The following is a 17,437-nucleotide window of genomic DNA, read 5'->3' as shown; positions in this document are numbered from 1 at the left end:
AGGAGGGAATGTATGAAGGATGAAAAAATTTTATCTTTATTTAGATTATGTTTAAGTCTTCTAGTGTGTAGCGCCATTATTACGCAATTCATAATTAGGGCACAAGTGAAGCCGTTTAATCCAGTTAACTTTTTTAGTTTCTTCACTATTGAAAGTAACATTTTAGTTGCATGTATTCTCCTTTTAAGCAGTATCGGAACAGCTACATTTGGTCGCTCAGAACAGTTTAGTATACTTCGTGGTGCGGCAACGGTATACATACTTACGACAGGACTCGTTTATTTTTTGTTACTAAGAGGGTTAGAAGAGTCACTTCAAACGGCAATACCATGGGTAAATACTGTGCTACATTATATCATGCCGATTGCAATGCTTTTAGATTGGATTTTAAATCCACCTATTAAGAAAATCACTTGGAAACAAGCTGCAAGTTGGCTCTTATTCCCGTGTTTTTACGTTGTATATAGCTTAATACGTGGTCCAATCGTGAATTGGTATCCATATCCGTTTTTAGATCCGAGAATAGGTGGATATGGTAAAGTACTTTTATATAGTATAGGGATAGCTGTAGTAATTGGCGCTATTTGTATATTGGTAAGATTTTTAGGGAATCGAAACTTTAGGAAAGAATTTTAGAAATGCAAGGAACCCCACTGTTTCCATTTTTAACAGTGGGGTTTCACTTTATCTACTCGTCTTCTGAAACGACAACTTTATAAATTTCTCCGTCTTCGTTTCAAATTCTACATCAACAAAAACACCATATTCTTTTCCATCTTCACGTAACCACAATTTAAATTTTTCAACAGTTATTTGAACTGTTTTTGGTTTTCTACCTATATGAAGATAGTCAATAATTTCTGCTTTTGGGTATTGTTCTTTCGTCTTTTCTACGGCAAGTTTACCCCATTTGGCATACGGCGGCTGCGCATGAACAATTGATGAGTCTGTATATATATTTGAACATGTTGTTAGGAACAGAATGACGAGTGCGACACGTTTTAACGATTTCTTCATGATGAACTCCTTTCATCCTTTTTTTATATTGTTTACATATTTTTTCAACGATATTAGTTTGGATTTTTTTGTCTTCTTTACATAAAAGCGAGGCTTTTACAAAACATAACCAAGAAATCATTTCCGTAATTAAGGAGGGAAAATTATGCGCCAAAAAGCTATTTTTAAAATAGCAGTTTTACTTGCGTTCATAGGACTGTCTTTAATGGTCAGTAGTATACAACTAAAGAATGTAGAAGCTTTTTCTAATCAAGTTATTCAAAGAGGAGCATCTGGCGAAGATGTCATTGAACTGCAATCTCGTTTGAAATATAACGGATTTTATACGGGAAAAGTGGATGGTGTTTTCGGATGGGGTACATACTGGGCACTTCGGAATTTTCAAGAGAAATTCGGATTACCCGTTGATGGTTTAGCTGGAGCTAAAACGAAGCAAATGCTCGTGAAGGCAACGAAGTATGACAAGTCAACTGCTAATAAAGGGACAACAACGAATAAAGGAAATAGCGGCGGAACTGCACAAGAGAATAAACCACCTCAAAATAAAGGGACAAATGTTCCGAACGGTTATTCTCAAAATGATATTCAGCTTATGGCAAACGCAGTATACGGCGAATCACGTGGTGAACCGTATTTAGGACAAGTTGCAGTAGCTGCCGTTATTTTGAATCGTGTTACAAGTGCGTCATTCCCAAATACTGTTTCAGGTGTAATCTTTGAGCCTAGAGCATTTACAGCAGTAGCCGATGGACAAATATATTTAACGCCAAATGAAACAGCAAAAAAAGCAGTTTTAGATGCGATTAACGGATGGGATCCAACAGGAAATGCTTTATATTATTTCAATCCAGATACTGCGACTAGTAAATGGATTTGGACTCGTCCACAAATTAAAAAAATCGGTAAACATATTTTCTGTAAATAGAGCGGAGGTGGGACAATGTTACGAGGTATTATCATTGTATTATTAACAGTCGGTGTAGTAGGAACAGGCTATTGGGGCTATAAAGAGCACCAAGAGAAAAATGCGGTTTTAATTCGAGCGGAAAATAGCTATCAACGTGCATTCCATGATTTAGCATACGAAGTCGATTTATTACACGATAAAATTGGCACAACACTTGCGATGAATTCACGATCATCTTTATCACCTGCATTAGCGGATGTATGGCGTTTAACATCTGAAGCTCGCTCAGATGTTGGACAACTTCCTTTAACATTAATGCCATTTAATAAAACGGAAGAATTTTTAGCGAATATCGGTGATTTCAGTTACCGTGCAGCCATTCGTGATTTAGAAAAAGAGCCGTTAAATGAGCAAGAATATAAAACGCTACAAACTTTATATTCAAATGCAGGAAATATACAAGATGAACTAAGAAAAGTACAACATCTTGTTTTGAAAAATAATTTACGCTGGATGGATGTAGAAATGGCACTTGCATCAAATCGTGATCCAGCAGATAACACAATTATTGATGGATTGAAAACTGTAGAGAAAAACGTAACATCATATTCTTCTACAAACTTCGGACCGACCTTTACAAGTGCGCAAAAAAATAAAAAAGGCGGATTTGAAGCGGAAGGAAAGGCAATTTCTAAAGATGAAGCGGCGAAAATTGCCAAATCGTTTTTAAATTTAAAAGGAAATGAAAAAGTAGATGTAGAGAAAAGTGGAAAAGGTGCGAAAGAATCCTTCTATAGTGTGAAAATTAAAGATGAAGCAACGAACAATGAGTTCTATATGGATATTACCGGAAAAGGCGGATATCCAATTTGGGTTATGAATAACCGCGAAATTAAAGAACAGAAAGTTAGTTTAAACGATGCAGGTAGTAAAGGTTTAAAATTTTTAAAGGACCATAAGTTTAATAATATGGATCTTTATGATAGCTCTCAATATGATAATGTTGGTGTATTTACGTATGTAGTAAATGAAAATGGAGTACGAATTTATCCAGAAGCAATCCAAATGAAAATTGCTTTAGATGACGGTTCTATCGTAGGGTTCTCCGCAAAAGAATATTTAGCGTCACATCAAAAACGAACAGTTCCATCGGCAAAGCTAACTGCAGCAGAAGCAAGAAAGAAAATCAATCCGGATGTAAAAGTAATGGAAGAACGTAAAGCTGTAGTAGTTAATGATTTGCATAATGAAGTACTTTGCTATGAATTTGTAGGTACTTTAGGAAAAGATACGTACCAAATATTCATTAATGCTAATAGCGGGGCCGAGGAAAAGGTAAAGAAAATGCAAGCTGTTGAAAAAATTTATGATTAAACCTTAAAAGTGAAGTGGTGAAAATAATGAAAACTCTAATATATATATTAATGCTTTGCTTCGTTATAACTGGATGCAGTATTGGAACAAAAGAAAACCCAAACGAAAAGCCGGAACAAAAAAATGTTTCAATGAAAAATGTTAATTATACGAATAAATCAAATAAGCCAAATGAAAAAGCGGCAGATCATTTAGCATCTTTAGCAGCAAGTGTGCCAGGTGTGAATGATGCGACAGCGGTCGTTGTTGGAAAATATGCTATTGTAGGTATAGACGTAAAAGCAAAACTTGATCGAACTCGTGTTGAATCAATTAAATATTCTGTTGCAGAAAGTTTAAAAAATGACCCTGACGGTGCTAATGCAGTCGTTGTAGCAGATGTTGATACGTATGAACGCCTCAAACAAATCGGAAAGCAAATTAAAAAAGGAAAAACAGGTGAAGGTATACTAGATGAATTAGCGGCTATTGTGGGACGAGTAATGCCACAAGTTCCAAATGATATGATTGAAAATCGAGAAACGAATCCAATTAAAGATAATGATAAACAATTACCAAAAGATGAAGAACAAGAGTTAAGAAAAGAACAGGATGATCAATCAAATAATCATTTGAATAAATGAAATTAGCCTCGTACTTAATTGTGCGAGGTTTTTAACTATAATATTAAATATTCAGTTTATTTTTAAGGGAATATATGGTTTAATTATGATGGGAGGGACAACTGTTATGATGAAAAAAAGCGCATGTATATTGTTTAGTTTATGCTTAGGTTTCAGTATGACAGCGTGTGAAAAGAGAAAAGAAGTGAAAAATCAAACAGCAACTTCTTCTACTGTGATGGAAAGGCAACAGAAAGAATCTATCAATATAAATCATTTCTCGAACATAAATGAAGGAATGACTTATACAGAAGTGAAAGATTTAATTGGTTTTGAAGGGGATTTACTTATAGAAGAAGGGGTAGAACATTCTACACAAATTAAACAAATTTTTGCTTGGAAAGGAAACAATCCAAATTCATTTGTTGAAATTACCTTTTTAGATGGAAGAGTGCATTCAAAAGCACAGCAAGGTATAAGTTAATAAGCTAAAAAATGGGAGAGTTTAGCATGAACATACACACAGGGGAAATTCAATTAGTTCCGTATAAGGAGAAATATAAAGAAGTTATACAAACATTTACTTTACCAAGTGAACAAGTTCAGTTTACAGCAGATCCAAGCGCATTACTGGAAAAAGCAAAAAGTGATCGTACAAAAAATGTGATTGTTATTTTAGATTACAATGGCGTACCGGTGGGTCTTTTCGCATTGGAAACGGGAGATAGAGTAAAGGAGTTCACAGATAATGAGGATGCTTTACTTTTAACGTCATTTTCTATTAATCACAATAGACAAAGAAAAGGATTCGCTAAAAAGTCATTGTTATTATTAGAAGAGTTTGTAAAACGCTATTTTCCAATAAAAAATGAAGTTGTACTTGCTGTGAATGAAAGAAATATTCCTGCACAAAATTTATATGCAAAAGTGGGCTTCGAGGATAAAGGTTTTAGAAGAATGGGACCAATTGGCCAACAAATAATAATGCATTTACCTATAATGAAATAATGAGATAGAAAACTTACTCTTGAATATTCACGTAGTAGGTTTTTTTATTTTAGTAATATATGTATATAAAATGAAACAGAAATGAAGGATCTAAAAAATGAATCAAGATAGAAAATGGAATATCGTTGGGGGAAGAGTGATTAAAACTGGGATTGCAGTTTTTCTTACAGTGTTAGTTTGTGAAATTTTTAACATTCCAACTATTTTTGCTGTAATAACAGCAATTGTTACAATTGAACCAACTGCAACAGACTCAATAAAAAAAGGGCTTATTCGCTTTCCGGCCTCAACAATTGGATCGGCATATGCCATGACGTTCACATTTTTCTTAGGTCATCAAGCAATTTCTTATGCATTAGCTGCGATGTTTACGATCGTTACATGTCAAAAACTAAGGTTACATGCGGGAACATTAGTCGCAACTTTAACTGCTGTAGCTATGATTCCAATTACGGCAGATCATTATTTCACTGTGTTTTTAATTCGTTTAGCTACTACATCTACTGGTATTATAGTATCTACTTTAGTGAATTTTTTCATTTTCCCACCACACTACACGAAAACGATTTTTGGATGTACAGAGGATCTATTTGCTAAAACAGCAAATATTATGGAAGAATGGATTACTGCATTAGTTGCAGGAAAAGGTATGAAAAAGGAGACCGCTCAGGATTTATCTAAATTGACTGTATTATTGCATAAGGCGATACAATTTGTTCAATATGAGCAGAGAGATTGGAAATATCATCAACATACAAAGAAGGAAATGAGAAGCTTTTTAACCATGCAGAACCAACTTCATATATTACAGCAAATCATTTACCATATAGATAATTTAGCTCGAGTGTCAATTGAGACTTGTGACTGGTCACAAAGTGAAAGGGAAATATTACAACGAACAATTCATTCTATAATTGCTATATTGAGAAACCGTTGTAATGAAATTGATGAGGAACATTTGAAACTTATTGCTGAATTAGACAAGCAATTTTGGAGTTATAAAAATGATTTAAAAGATTATAAACCAAATCATTATCATCACCATTTTTCAAGTGAGTCTATTATTTTATTTGAGGTATTATCTATTCATGATATGTTAGAAGAATTAAAACAAATATCCGAGAAATATGAGTGGGAAAATCGATTCAATTGATAAGTTTATTTTATTGTGAGGGGAATAATATGACACTTTATATTGCATTACTAAGAGGAATCAATGTCGGTGGACATAAAGTAATCAAAATGGCTGATTTAAAACGAGTGTTTGAATCAATAGGGTTAAAACAAGTGAAAACATATATACAAAGTGGTAATATCGTGTTCGAATCTGAGGAAGATATAAACTTTCTAAAGGACCGAATACAATCTGAAATAAAAAATGAATTTGATTTCGATGTTCCAGTCATGCTAAGAACATATGGTGAATTTATAAATATTATTAAACAATGTCCGTATGAAGTTCATTCATTGTTAGAAGGAGAAAGTGTTCATGTTGCTTTTTTAGCTAATGTACTTTCTGAAGAGGAAAGTAGTCAATTGCTTACATTTAAAAGTGAACTTGAAGATTGCTATATAGATGAGAAGGTTGCTTATTTGTTTTTCAAAAATAGCATTCGAAATTCTAAATTAATGAACCAGTTTCAGAAGTTACATACACCAGCTACAGTTAGGAATTGGCGTACTGTGAATAAATTAAAAGCAATTGTAGAGAGTATGTAAATATAAAAAGATGAGGTTTTCTACATGTAGAAAACCTCATCTTTTTACTTATATTGTTTTGCAACTATGAGTTCGACAATAGGATAAATAAAGAATGAAGAGCAAATTGCGATGAACAGAGGGAGGTTTTTAACGCCATCTAAATTAGCCTTCATAGAAAATCCTTCGGAGAAGATTAATAAAAGGAACATTACAACTACAAGCACAAAATACGCAATTTTAAAGCTTTTATATGTAATTTGCTGGCCCATTTCATCTTGACTTTCTTCTGATACACCGTGGGGATCTCCCCAAGTAATGTGATTAATTAAATTACTAAGTATTAACGAGATAGCAAAAATCGTACCACCCAAAATAGAACCTTCAGTGATGTATTTATATGTGCCATGTACTAGTATTGCAATTAATGCTAAAACAATGATTATAAAAATAGTTTTTTTAGTATTCAATAAATAATTTCCCCCCTCGATTGTAAAAAACTCTTTACAAATATAAGTATAAAATTGGAAAAGCATCATGTCAAATACTTTTTACATATAATATGTAAGTATGCAATATTTTGGTTTTATGATAAATAAAAAATTACAATACATTTGAATGTAAAAGAATGGGCTCGCATATATTTGGAAGGGATGTCAGATTAATTTAGGGGGTAGTTATGTCTATACTTTTAAAAGCTGGTGCAGATGCAGGAAACAACGGTTTGAAGTTAATGGTGAAAGGGCAAGACCCTATTTTTATTCCGAGTATTTATTCTTTATATATAGGTGAGCCTACAGGACTCTTAGACGAGGTAGATGTTTCATTATCTGAATTAGAAAACCACATTGATGTGACTATAAGTTCGCCATCGTTAATGCTAAATAATGTACGATACATCGTTGGAGAAAAAGTCATTCAAGATCAATTAAAAGGTACTGAGGTAGAGAAGAAATCAAATAAGTCAACGGATGAGTTAATGGTTATTACAATACTATCAGGTTTGGCGGTAAGCGCTATGCGTCAAAGTCCAACTTCTAGCCATATTAATATTCGATATGATTTATCTGTCGCTCTTCCTATGCAGCTTATTACACAAGAAATAGCTGCTGAAAATGCAAAACGTTATATGGGAAATCATAAGGTTATTTTCCATTATCCGAACGGACGCGATGTGACAATTAATGTTTCAATTGAGTATTGTAAATGCCTGCCTGAGGGTGCTTCTGGGACGTGGGGCATTGTATACGATGAAGAAGGAAATGTTGTGAAACATAAAATAGAATGTGAGCAAAATCAAGTTTCTGAAATTGATTTTGTAGATAAAACTCTACTCTCTTTTGATATTGGTGCAGGGACGACAGAAGAAGTCGTTTCATTAGGGGTAAATTTCCGTCCGCAACTAAGTAAAGGTTTATCTTATGGTGTAAAAGAGACGTTACTACAAATCATTACGAGATGGAACCGGAAGTATCCAACTAAGACGATTGATAGTATTACAGAATTCAATCAAATTTATTTAAATGATAAGCATCCGAGAAATACCTTATTAGTTGAGGAATCACAGCCAGCGCTATTAGGTTTAGCAGCACGTGTTGCAACAGATATTATAAATAAAATTGATGATATGAAAGACGATCCATACGTGTTTATTTATGGCGGGGGTGCAGTAATTATTAAAAACAGTTTAAAAATGATTTTAAAGCAAAAAGGACGACTCAAAAATGTAATCTTTGTAGATAATCCGTTATTTACAAATGCACGAGGATTATTAGTTTATACTTGTTCGCCAAAATATAGAGAGCATAAGCAAAAAGAGTTAGGATTTACAAACTTAACGATAAGTTAGTTGGTGGAAGTATGCGATCTAGGCGATATAAACGTGGTGATCGAGTAAAAATCAATATTCATAAATCGGTATCACCTGAAATGCTTGCGTGGCTGAATAAACAATCAAATCCAACTAATTTCTTCTTTTTTGCTGCGCAGCAATTATTTAAACAAGTAGGAGATATTGACGTTTCAAAAGCTTTACCAAGCAGCCATGTTTTCTCATTATATGTGGAGCCTTCATCCTTATTAAAAGTCGAAGTAAACCCTTTTAAAAACATGACACTAGAAGCAAATACATCCACTGAAAATGCAAAAAAAAAATTATGGGAATCTGTTGATCAATTAGATTGTCCATTTTTTTAAACATAGAAAAATATAAGAAGTCCCATCACTATACATACGAATACAGTGATGGGTTTTTGTTTGTAAATGGAAGGGGCACAATACAAATTGTGCCCCTTCTGTTAATTATTTGTTTGTCTAAATTTCAGATGTATGTTTAGAAACCGCAGTAATTATGCTTTCCCAATCATTTGGATGATTTTCATGACCTGCCCCTTTAAGAGTTAATAGTACTGAGTTTGGAATTTCATCAATTAGTGCGAGGCCATGTTCAAATGGGAGTGCTGTATCGTCTGTTCCGTGAATAACCAATGTTGGTGCTTGTATGGAGTGAAGTACACCTTCATATGCATCATCACCTTGAAGTAAAGCGTGATTAAACATACTTAATAAATTGTTTGCGCGTTCTATTTCTTGTTTTACTTGTGTATAAACTCTATTTTCATCAAATATTCGTTCTGATCCACATAATAGACGAGATCCTGAAACTAAATACTCTGCCACATCATTTTTATTTGTCCAATCTATACTTGCGCTCTTTACATGATGTGTTAAAATCCTTTCATCCATTGGGGGTAAATCGCGAGTATTATTATCAGATCCTATTATACTAGTCGCTAGTAAAGTTAGCGTCAAAATTCTTTCGGGATGTTTTACAGCGGCAATTTGAGCAATCATACCACCTAATGACATACCAAAAAGATGGGCTTTATCAATATGATAAGCGTCTAATACTCCGATTGCATCTTCAGCCATATCTGTTACTGAATAATTTGAAGTGCCAGGTTCATATGTAACAGAGCGTCCAACATCGCGATTATCAAAGCGAATAACAAATTTTCCTGTGTTCGCCAACTGTTCACAAAATTCTTCATCCCAATATATCATTGAACAAGTAGCTCCCATAATTAATAAAATAGCGGGATCATTAGAGTTACCGAAGCTTTCTGTACATATATCAATACCGTTTATTTTAAATATCTTTTCACTCATAAAGTTAGCCCCATTTCTTTTGAATTTAATTAAAAATACAATTTTGAATGATTCTAAGGTGTGTGTAAGATTCATTTTGGAATTCACAACGATTCATGCATAATTACCCCCAAAAATAAGTATATGGTAATTCAAGGAAAAAAATTTTGAGAAATAATTGTATGTTATTAAAATAAACAGCAAGGAGGAGAGGAAATGAAAGCAATTGTTATTGATCAATATGGTAGTGTTGAAGAATTAAAAGAAAGACAAGTTTTAAAACCGATTGTTAAGAATAATGAGGTATTAATACGTATTCATGCAACATCTGTTAATCCAGTTGATTGGAAAATAAGAAAAGGTGACTTACAAGAACAGTTACGCTTTTCATTTCCAATCACTTTAGGATTAGATGTAGCTGGAGTTATTGAAGAAGTTGGAGAAGATGTAGAGTGCTTAAATATAGGAGATAAAGTGTTTACGAAACCTGAAAATATAGGAAGCGGCTCTTATGCTGAATTCATTGCAGTACAATTAGATTTAGTATCACATATGCCTAATAATATTAGTTACGAAGAAGCAGCTTCTATTCCTCTTGCAGGACTTACAGCGTGGCAAAGTCTTGTAGATTACGCAAAAATAAAAGAAAATGACCGTGTATTCATTCATGCTGGAGCTGGTGGCGTTGGAAGTTTGGCAATCCAAATCGCAAAATCATTTGGAGCTTTTGTTGCCACGACTGCTAGTAGTAAAAATAAAGAATTTTTACAGTCTTTAGGAGCGGATCTCGTTATTGATTATAAAAAAGATAAATTTGAAGAACTAGTATCAGATTTTGATATTGTGTTAGATACAATAGGTGGCGAAGTGCAAGAAAAAAGTTTTCGAATTATTAAACCTGGTGGTGTTCTAGTTTCTATTGTTCATGAACCACTACAAAAAGTAGAAGGAATAAAATCAGGATTTTTATGGCTAAAACCAAATGGAAAACAATTAGAAGAATTATCAGCTTTAATTGTAAACGGAAAAATCAAACCAATCATAAGTAAAGTGGTGCCATTTAATGAAGCAGGAGTTCGAGAAGCTCATATTTTGAGTGAAGGACAACATGTTAGAGGAAAGATTGTAGTTAAAGTGGAATGATAATAAAGATTACAGCTTATAGAGTAACTAGATTTGAATAACGAAAAAGCTCAACAATAGATAATATCCCATACTATACATTTTCATTTGTGGGTATTATTTATTGTTGGCTATTGTGATATTACTTCTAACAAATACTGTTTCGTATTGTATCGTGTAATTTCTCTAATCCAATTTCCATATCTTTCTCGTTTAACATTGAATAGCTAATTCTTAATTGGTTATCATTTGTTTCGTAATTTAATAGACAAGCTGTTCCTGGTAAAAAAGAGACATCTACTTCATTTGCTTTTTGTAATAAGGTAAAGGGATCTATCGAATCAGGCAGTGTCACCCATAAATTAAAACCGCCATTTGGTATTTCAAAGTTTAGTTCTTTTAATGGCGATAATATATCAATTGTTAAATCACGTCTCATTTGTAAAGCTGTTCGTAATTTTTCTAAATGATTTTTCATACGTTCCGCACGTAAAAACGGTAGAAGTGCCTTTTGTGTTAATAAAGGACTACCGATATCCATCGAACCTTTCACTGCATATAGCCATTCAAAAATAGGGCCACCGGCAATAAGTGCTGCAATACGCAATCCTGGTGCTAACGTTTTACTAAATCCTTTTATATATATTACGTGGCCATCCTTATCAAAACTTTTGATTGGAGGTGGTACTACAGCATCTTCAAAATATATTTCTCCGAAAGAATCATCTTCAATGATAAAAAATTGATATAGCTCCGCTAGTTCTATAAGTTCCATTCTTCGTTCTTTACTCATTACTGTACCTGTCGGGTTTTGGAAGGTCGGATTCGTATACAATAAAACGGGATTTTTACTTTGACAAATATCATCAATTAAGTCGGAGCGAACTCCATGATTATCAAGAGAAACAGGAATGATTTGAACACCTTTATTGATGAAAACATCAAGCGCGGCACTGTAACACGGACTTTCTACTAATACAGTATCTCCAGGTTTTAATAATGTTTGAGCAATTAAATCAATTCCTTGTTGTGCTCCGCTTGTAATTAATAATTGAGATGGGTCCGTCACTAATTTCTGGTGTTCATTTAAGTAATTTGCTATTTCAACTCGCAATTCATAATCGCCTTGAACTGGCCCATAAGTTGCTAACAACATCGGATTTTTATCTAGCAATTTATGCATTTCGTCTGCCAAAAATGGATTTGGTAACAGACGGGGATACAGAATTGCTTGTGAAAAATCATAATATTTACGGTGTTTATTCATTGCATATTGAGAACGCATAACATTAATAGATCTTGATTGTTGCCATTTATACGGTATCGGTTTGAAATCTTTCTTTACACGTTTATATATGTAAGCACCTTTTCCTTGTTCGATGCGTATATACCCTTTCGTTTCTAACTGTTTATAAGCTTTACGAACAGTTAATACATTGATTTGTAAATCTGTGGCCATACAACGTAAAGAAGGAAGGGATTCACCATGTGAAAGCATACCACTTTGTACTCTTTCAACAATTTGCATATATATTTGCTTGTAATACGGTATGTTTGATTCTTTACGCAATACAATCTTCATAGGTTCACCTATTTTTCTTTTTAATTTAATTAAAGCGAAAAATATATAGGGAATCAACTACAACTTGAAGTAACTGTTATATGTACCGATACACTGTTATACACCATAGCCTCTATACTCATTTTAAGAGTAAAAAGGAGGAAGTAAAATGGTCATTTTTAATTACATTTTAGTATGTATTATTTTCGGGACAACATTTTTAACGATTAAAATTGGAATTGAAGCAGGGGCGCCACCGTTGTTTTCAGCAGGAATTCGCTTCTTTTTAGCGGGTATAATCCTTATGATTATTTTTAAATTAAAGCGAAAAGAAATTATGCCACATATATTTTCAAAACGTATTATGTATGCTGGATTTTGTTTAACATTTATGACATTCGCAAGTTTATATTGGTCAGAACAATATATTTCTTCGGGATTAGCTGCTGTTCTTTCTGCTACGGGACCAATGATGATTTTATTAATACAAGCAAAGAGGAATAGGGAGAAATTACAAAAGGAACAACTCGTTGCCTTAGTTATTGCACTAATAGGTGTTATATTTGTTTCTTTACCAGGAATGCATCAACAAGTAAGTTTCATATGGAGTATTGCTTGTATTGTTTTAGTTATAGGAGAGTTATTTTACGGAATAGGCTCTATTCGTTCGAAAGAAATACTTTCAGATTTATCAAATGTATCACCATTTCTTATTAACGGAATTCAAATGTTTTATGGAGGGATTTTACTATTAATCGTATCTATTATTGTAGAACAACCAAATGTAACTGTATTAACTTCATGGAGTGTACAATGGCCTATTTTATATCTCATATTTATCGGATCGATTGGTGGACACGGATTATATTACTGGCTCTTATCAAAAACAAATCCAGTATTTCCATCGACGTGGTTATATGTATCACCATTAATTGCAATAATTGTGGGATATATCATTTTAGGAGAACCTTTAAATTCTACAATGGGAATGGGGGCTTGTCTTATATTGATTGGTGTATTTTTGGCCAATCGTTCAACACTACGGACTTATTTCAAAAAAGGGCGGTTATTAGAGAAGGAGATGTAGTTTAATAAAGCAATAGCCCTGTATATTACAGGACTGATAAAATCAAAAACACAGTTGGAAAAATAACCAACTGTGTTTTTGATAATTAATTCACTTTTTTAATAAAGCCTTTATAATGACGTTTTACAAGCTGGCTTTCTAACGTCTTCATAGTTTCTAGTGCTACACCGACAATGATAAGTAAGCTTGTACCACCAATTTGAGCAGAAGGTGGTAACGTAGCAATTTTCGTGAATACGAGCGGTAATATAGAAATAGCACCTAAGAAAATTGCACCGATAAATGTTAAACGGTATAGAATTTTAGTTACATATTGTTCAGTTGCTTTACCAGGACGAATACCAGGAACATATCCATTTTGCTTTTTCAAATTCTCAGCCATTTGTTCAGGATTTACTTGAATAAATGCGTAGAAGTATGTGAAAGCAACGATAAGACCGACATAAAGTGTCATTCCAATTGGATGTGCGAAATCAAGATTTGCAACTAACCATTTTGATACGCTTGAATCAGGGAAGAGCTGCGCAATTGTACGCGGCGTCATTAAAAATGCAGAAGCAAAGATAACTGGTATAACACCAGCACTATTTACTTTAAGCGGTAAATGAGTGTTTTTTGCTCCTTGATATTGATTGTTTCCTGAAACAGCTTTTGCATATTGGATCGGTATTTTACGTACAGCTTGTTGAATGTAAATAACACCAACAACTATCGCTAAAATTACGAGTCCAATTAAAACAATTTTTATTATGTGCATAAATAGCTGATCGCCAGCATTTTGGAATTGTTGTAAATAAATTTGATTTGCAACATTTGGAATCGCGGCAACGAGACCTGCGAAGATAATCATCGAAATACCATTACCAACTCCGTTAGCGGTAATTTGTTCGCCTAACCAAAGTAAAAATGCAGTACCTGCAGTTAAAACTGTCGCAATAAATAAGTATGTAGTCCAGCTTTGATCTGTTATTAATTGTCCACCTGCTATATTATTAAAGCCATAAGACATTCCGATGGCCTGTATGAATGCGAGAATGATTGTAAAGTATCGAGTGAATTGAGCTGATTTCTTACGGCCCATTTCTCCTTGCTTTGCCCATTCCGAAAACTTAGGTATAACATCCATTTGTAGTAATTGTACTATGATGGAAGCTGTAATATATGGTGTAATACCTACAGCAAAGATTGAGAAATGTTGCAATGCTCCTCCACCAAATACGTTTAACATACCTAGAACGTTAGCTTGATCTTGTACTTTTAATACCTCTGCGTTAGTATGAGGAACTGGAATAAACGTGCCAATTCGAAAAACGATTAACATCGCTAGTGTAAAAAGGATTTTCCTTCTTATCTCAGCTACTCTCATGAAATTTGAAATCGTACGAAACATTATGTCGCCTCCTATATTTTTATCAGTAAAAACTGATTATTATACCCTATGAAGTAACCACAAACCTCCTTCCGCACTAAATTCATTTGACAAATGGATTTTCATACACTTTGTAGTTTTCACGGATATAAAAATATAAGGTGTTATATAAGCGACCTTTACACTTTACGTAATCATTCAATACCCATAATATATCGAATAAATTAACAAATGTACATACATACGCATTAAAAATGAATAAATAGGGCCATTTTTTACATTTATTTAATGATAAATTGATAGGAGATTATTATTCAAGATTGTTATACATGTTATAAAAATAAAGGTGAGCCATTATGATTTATAACTAATATTCATTCAAATGTGTCAGCTAATAGTGTCTCCCAATCTTTAAAGGATAATTTATCATTTATATGTTTTAGTGCGTTAGGTACAAAAATATGACAAATAAGTTCTAAGCTATTACCATCTGGATCAATAAAATAAACAGATGCATTACCTTGATGTGGACGGACAAATGGTTCAATAGATTCATTACTCCCAAACGGAACAGCTTTAATTTGAAGTGAGTGTAACCAATATAATGATTCTTTTAAATCCTCATATGAAACTCTAAATGCAATATGACGTAAAGAAGGATGATATTTTGTTTCGTATTCAGAGCCCGCCCATAATCCTAGCCAACTTTTCCCATCCTCAATCCAAAAGAATGCTGTTGATTCATCGCTCCAGGCTAACTTCAACCCTAGTTTTTCATAAAATCCGATAGATTTTTGTAAATTACTCACTGGTAAATGCGCTTCGTATATTCCTTTAATCAATTAAAATCCCCCACCTTTTTATTTTCTTACAATTAATATATCGATTTAAAAAGAATGTAAAATCAAATAAAAGTATGAAAGTACATACTACTTTAGTAGTAGTAATAGTAATCAATTATATTTCAATTAAAATTCATCTCCCGCTGATTAAAGTTTCACTTTATATGATTAGAGAATTCTTTTAATTTAAGAAGGAATAAATGTAAAAAAAAGCTAATTAAACAGTGTACATATTTATAGGGGAGAAGATATAAATGAAAGTTGTTATAAAAAAATTACCACCATTAGAAATAGCGTATATAAGACGAACTGGTAGCTACTTTGAACCGCAAGATCACTGGGGGAAGTTACTGAACTGGTCAATTGAAAATAAACTGTATCCACCAGAGCAATCATTTATCGGAATATCATTAGATAATCCTGAACTTGTTGCAAGTCATAAGTGCCGGCATGATGCATGTGTTACGATTCCTGAAAACTTCGATAAAGAAAAGTATCATGATGTGCAATTTAAAAGATTAGATGGAGGTACATATGGTCTATACCAGTTCTATGATGAACCTCATAAATTAAGTGAAGCGTATCAATACATGTATGCAGAGTGGCTACTAAATAGTGAGTATGGTGCAGATTATGATAGAGATAATTTAGAGTTTTGCTTAAATAATGTTGCTGAAGATCTAGAAGGAAAGTTAAAGGTTGATTTATTTGTGCCAATTAAAAACATACAAAAAAACAAATAACTTCATTTGTGGCTTTAAAATGAAATTGGAATAGTAGTGAAAGAAAATCTGTTTTCGAAGATAATATTTTTAGCGTAGAAATTTAAGTATGTAGGTTGCAATGAAAGGAGAATCCGCATGGATACATTTGTAAATGAAAAGTTTTATGAAACGAGAAATCAATTAGTTGAGGAAATTTCTTTGTTGAGTGATGCTCAATTTAATAGGAAACCAGATAAGGATAAATGGAGTATTGCACAAGTTTGTCATCATTTAGTTTTATTAGATGAGAGAGTGATAACAGTTATTTCCTCAGGGTTAAAAAAGTTAGATAGTACCCAAAATGTGCGTAAAGAAATTCATACTATTTTATTAGATAGAACGAAAAAGTTTATAGCTCCAGAAATGATTGAACCAAGTATAGAACCATTTGAAGTGGAGCAAATGCTCAATATGCTAAACGAATCAAGAAAAGAATTGATGCGTTTCCTGAGTACAATAGAAGATGAGTCTGTATTAGCGAAAAAATCAGTGATGCATCCAGCTCTTGGAGAATTGCCCCTTGATCAGTGGATAGAACTGATCTATTTGCATGAACAGCGTCATATGTTACAAATCAAAGAGATAAAATTGCTTTGTGAAATTGAAAAGTAAAAATTATTCCCTAGTTATTGATACGTATTATAAACAAGGAAAATGGTTGATTCATATTGATTCAGAAGAAAACAAAAATAGAATGAAATTAGTTGAAAGTGACCAATAAGCTTAAGAAAATATGAAACTATCCGATTTTCTGTATAAGTGTAACCCCGTCTTAAATGAAGAGCGGGGCTATTTTTTTTGAAAGTGTTTTTATTTAGAAGGAAATAAATCAGCAACGAAATTCAAAAAATTAATCATCATAACATATTGTATATGCCCGTTTTAATAAATTGAAATAATGATAAATGATATGTTCTTATTTTGAAAGTACACTTCACA

General features: G+C 33.1%; 20 protein-coding genes. 14 read left to right on the top strand and 6 right to left on the bottom strand.

The window, feature by feature from the left end:
* Positions 1-12 precede the first annotated feature (12 nt).
* Complete coding sequence (locus MHH27_RS14040; RefSeq protein ID WP_000650960.1) at positions 13-636, top strand: Pr6Pr family membrane protein; 624 nt, start codon at positions 13-15, stop codon at positions 634-636.
* Between the two features lie 48 nt (positions 637-684).
* Here MHH27_RS14040 and MHH27_RS14035 read toward each other — a convergent pair whose 3' ends face one another.
* Entirely contained in the window at positions 685-1,017 is a 333-nt protein-coding gene (locus MHH27_RS14035; protein WP_016512695.1) for a DUF3889 domain-containing protein, read from the bottom strand.
* 145 nt (positions 1,018-1,162) lie between these two features.
* On the opposite strand from MHH27_RS14035, the gene sleB reads away from it, so the two are divergent.
* The 7 genes from sleB to MHH27_RS14000 all read left to right on the top strand — a co-directional run bounded on the left by sleB (position 1,163) and on the right by MHH27_RS14000 (position 6,627).
* Complete coding sequence (gene sleB / locus MHH27_RS14030; RefSeq protein ID WP_001249053.1) at positions 1,163-1,942, top strand: spore cortex-lytic enzyme; 780 nt, start codon at positions 1,163-1,165, stop codon at positions 1,940-1,942.
* A gap of 15 nt (positions 1,943-1,957) precedes the next feature.
* The gene (ypeB, locus tag MHH27_RS14025; protein ID WP_098842005.1) at positions 1,958-3,298 is read left to right on the top strand and encodes a germination protein YpeB; all 1,341 of its coding nucleotides are present in this window, start codon (positions 1,958-1,960) and stop codon (positions 3,296-3,298) included.
* A 26-nt stretch (positions 3,299-3,324) separates the two neighbouring features.
* The gene (locus MHH27_RS14020) at positions 3,325-3,921 is read left to right on the top strand and encodes a YhcN/YlaJ family sporulation lipoprotein (RefSeq protein WP_000854060.1); all 597 of its coding nucleotides are present in this window, start codon (positions 3,325-3,327) and stop codon (positions 3,919-3,921) included.
* A 106-nt stretch (positions 3,922-4,027) separates the two neighbouring features.
* The gene (locus MHH27_RS14015) at positions 4,028-4,384 is read left to right on the top strand and encodes a hypothetical protein (protein WP_016512697.1); all 357 of its coding nucleotides are present in this window, start codon (positions 4,028-4,030) and stop codon (positions 4,382-4,384) included.
* Positions 4,385-4,395: 11 nt separating this feature from the next.
* Positions 4,396-4,908: a GNAT family N-acetyltransferase gene (locus tag MHH27_RS14010; RefSeq protein ID WP_072938688.1), complete on the top strand. Its 513-nt coding sequence runs from the start codon at positions 4,396-4,398 to the stop codon at positions 4,906-4,908.
* 97 nt (positions 4,909-5,005) lie between these two features.
* Positions 5,006-6,061, top strand: a complete 1,056-nt coding sequence (locus tag MHH27_RS14005; protein ID WP_340942989.1) for an aromatic acid exporter family protein — start codon at positions 5,006-5,008, stop codon at positions 6,059-6,061.
* Between the two features lie 29 nt (positions 6,062-6,090).
* Positions 6,091-6,627, top strand: coding sequence for a DUF1697 domain-containing protein (locus MHH27_RS14000; RefSeq protein WP_000177384.1), 537 nt, complete (start codon positions 6,091-6,093; stop codon positions 6,625-6,627).
* Between the two features lie 44 nt (positions 6,628-6,671).
* On the opposite strand, the gene MHH27_RS13995 is transcribed toward MHH27_RS14000, so the two are convergent.
* Entirely contained in the window at positions 6,672-7,076 is a 405-nt protein-coding gene (locus tag MHH27_RS13995; protein ID WP_001093142.1) for a hypothetical protein, read from the bottom strand.
* Positions 7,077-7,285: 209 nt separating this feature from the next.
* Here MHH27_RS13995 and MHH27_RS13990 point away from each other — a divergent pair, with 209 nt between their 5' ends.
* On the top strand, positions 7,286-8,455 hold the full coding sequence (locus MHH27_RS13990) for a ParM/StbA family protein (RefSeq protein WP_000025622.1): 1,170 nt from the start codon (positions 7,286-7,288) through the stop codon (positions 8,453-8,455).
* A gap of 11 nt (positions 8,456-8,466) precedes the next feature.
* Positions 8,467-8,802, top strand: a complete 336-nt coding sequence (locus tag MHH27_RS13985; protein ID WP_001257761.1) for a hypothetical protein — start codon at positions 8,467-8,469, stop codon at positions 8,800-8,802.
* Positions 8,803-8,919: 117 nt separating this feature from the next.
* Here MHH27_RS13985 and MHH27_RS13980 read toward each other — a convergent pair whose 3' ends face one another.
* A complete protein-coding gene (locus tag MHH27_RS13980; RefSeq protein WP_001290781.1) occupies positions 8,920-9,774 on the bottom strand; it encodes an alpha/beta fold hydrolase in 855 nt (284 codons plus the stop codon).
* A 195-nt stretch (positions 9,775-9,969) separates the two neighbouring features.
* On the opposite strand from MHH27_RS13980, the gene MHH27_RS13975 reads away from it, so the two are divergent.
* Entirely contained in the window at positions 9,970-10,896 is a 927-nt protein-coding gene (locus MHH27_RS13975) for an NADP-dependent oxidoreductase (RefSeq protein ID WP_340942986.1), read from the top strand.
* Positions 10,897-11,023: 127 nt separating this feature from the next.
* Here the strand turns inward: MHH27_RS13975 and pdxR are convergent, their stop codons facing one another.
* Complete coding sequence (pdxR, locus tag MHH27_RS13970) at positions 11,024-12,457, bottom strand: MocR-like pyridoxine biosynthesis transcription factor PdxR (protein WP_000706779.1); 1,434 nt, start codon at positions 12,455-12,457, stop codon at positions 11,024-11,026.
* A gap of 148 nt (positions 12,458-12,605) precedes the next feature.
* Between pdxR and MHH27_RS13965 the strand changes: the two genes are divergently transcribed.
* Positions 12,606-13,523 carry a DMT family transporter gene (locus MHH27_RS13965; RefSeq protein ID WP_098352727.1) on the top strand — a complete coding sequence of 306 codons (918 nt, stop codon included), beginning with the start codon at positions 12,606-12,608 and terminating at the stop codon, positions 13,521-13,523.
* Positions 13,524-13,608: 85 nt separating this feature from the next.
* Here MHH27_RS13965 and secY read toward each other — a convergent pair whose 3' ends face one another.
* A complete protein-coding gene (gene secY, locus MHH27_RS13960) occupies positions 13,609-14,913 on the bottom strand; it encodes a preprotein translocase subunit SecY (protein ID WP_000490135.1) in 1,305 nt (434 codons plus the stop codon).
* Positions 14,914-15,266: 353 nt separating this feature from the next.
* On the bottom strand, positions 15,267-15,734 hold the full coding sequence (locus MHH27_RS13955) for a VOC family protein (protein ID WP_061660929.1): 468 nt from the start codon (positions 15,732-15,734) through the stop codon (positions 15,267-15,269).
* Between the two features lie 254 nt (positions 15,735-15,988).
* Here MHH27_RS13955 and MHH27_RS13950 point away from each other — a divergent pair, with 254 nt between their 5' ends.
* Together MHH27_RS13950 and MHH27_RS13945 are read left to right on the top strand one after the other, a co-directional pair.
* The gene (locus tag MHH27_RS13950; protein WP_061660930.1) at positions 15,989-16,477 is read left to right on the top strand and encodes an AraC family transcriptional regulator; all 489 of its coding nucleotides are present in this window, start codon (positions 15,989-15,991) and stop codon (positions 16,475-16,477) included.
* A 117-nt stretch (positions 16,478-16,594) separates the two neighbouring features.
* On the top strand, positions 16,595-17,110 hold the full coding sequence (locus MHH27_RS13945) for a DinB family protein (RefSeq protein ID WP_000379380.1): 516 nt from the start codon (positions 16,595-16,597) through the stop codon (positions 17,108-17,110).
* Positions 17,111-17,437 lie beyond the last annotated feature (327 nt).

Source organism: Bacillus sp. FSL L8-0152 (assembly GCF_038006365.1).
GTDB classification, from domain to species: domain Bacteria; phylum Bacillota; class Bacilli; order Bacillales; family Bacillaceae_G; genus Bacillus_A; species Bacillus_A cereus.
Note: the sequence above shows the minus strand (reverse complement) of the source record. Positions and strands in the feature narration are given on the sequence as shown.

Coding starts and splice junctions, on each gene's coding strand:
- MHH27_RS14040 (WP_000650960.1), top strand. CDS start 13: ATGAAGGATGAAAAAATTTTATCTTTATTTAGATTATGTTTAAGTCTT.
- secY (WP_000490135.1), bottom strand. CDS start 14,913: ATGTTTCGTACGATTTCAAATTTCATGAGAGTAGCTGAGATAAGAAGG.
- MHH27_RS13950 (WP_061660930.1), top strand. CDS start 15,989: ATGAAAGTTGTTATAAAAAAATTACCACCATTAGAAATAGCGTATATA.
- MHH27_RS14015 (WP_016512697.1), top strand. CDS start 4,028: ATGATGAAAAAAAGCGCATGTATATTGTTTAGTTTATGCTTAGGTTTC.
- MHH27_RS13980 (WP_001290781.1), bottom strand. CDS start 9,774: ATGAGTGAAAAGATATTTAAAATAAACGGTATTGATATATGTACAGAA.
- MHH27_RS14035 (WP_016512695.1), bottom strand. CDS start 1,017: ATGAAGAAATCGTTAAAACGTGTCGCACTCGTCATTCTGTTCCTAACA.
- MHH27_RS13990 (WP_000025622.1), top strand. CDS start 7,286: ATGTCTATACTTTTAAAAGCTGGTGCAGATGCAGGAAACAACGGTTTG.
- MHH27_RS13945 (WP_000379380.1), top strand. CDS start 16,595: ATGGATACATTTGTAAATGAAAAGTTTTATGAAACGAGAAATCAATTA.
- pdxR (WP_000706779.1), bottom strand. CDS start 12,457: ATGAAGATTGTATTGCGTAAAGAATCAAACATACCGTATTACAAGCAA.
- MHH27_RS14005 (WP_340942989.1), top strand. CDS start 5,006: ATGAATCAAGATAGAAAATGGAATATCGTTGGGGGAAGAGTGATTAAA.
- ypeB (WP_098842005.1), top strand. CDS start 1,958: ATGTTACGAGGTATTATCATTGTATTATTAACAGTCGGTGTAGTAGGA.
- MHH27_RS13965 (WP_098352727.1), top strand. CDS start 12,606: ATGGTCATTTTTAATTACATTTTAGTATGTATTATTTTCGGGACAACA.
- MHH27_RS13985 (WP_001257761.1), top strand. CDS start 8,467: ATGCGATCTAGGCGATATAAACGTGGTGATCGAGTAAAAATCAATATT.
- MHH27_RS13975 (WP_340942986.1), top strand. CDS start 9,970: ATGAAAGCAATTGTTATTGATCAATATGGTAGTGTTGAAGAATTAAAA.
- MHH27_RS14020 (WP_000854060.1), top strand. CDS start 3,325: ATGAAAACTCTAATATATATATTAATGCTTTGCTTCGTTATAACTGGA.
- MHH27_RS14000 (WP_000177384.1), top strand. CDS start 6,091: ATGACACTTTATATTGCATTACTAAGAGGAATCAATGTCGGTGGACAT.
- MHH27_RS14010 (WP_072938688.1), top strand. CDS start 4,396: ATGGGAGAGTTTAGCATGAACATACACACAGGGGAAATTCAATTAGTT.
- sleB (WP_001249053.1), top strand. CDS start 1,163: ATGCGCCAAAAAGCTATTTTTAAAATAGCAGTTTTACTTGCGTTCATA.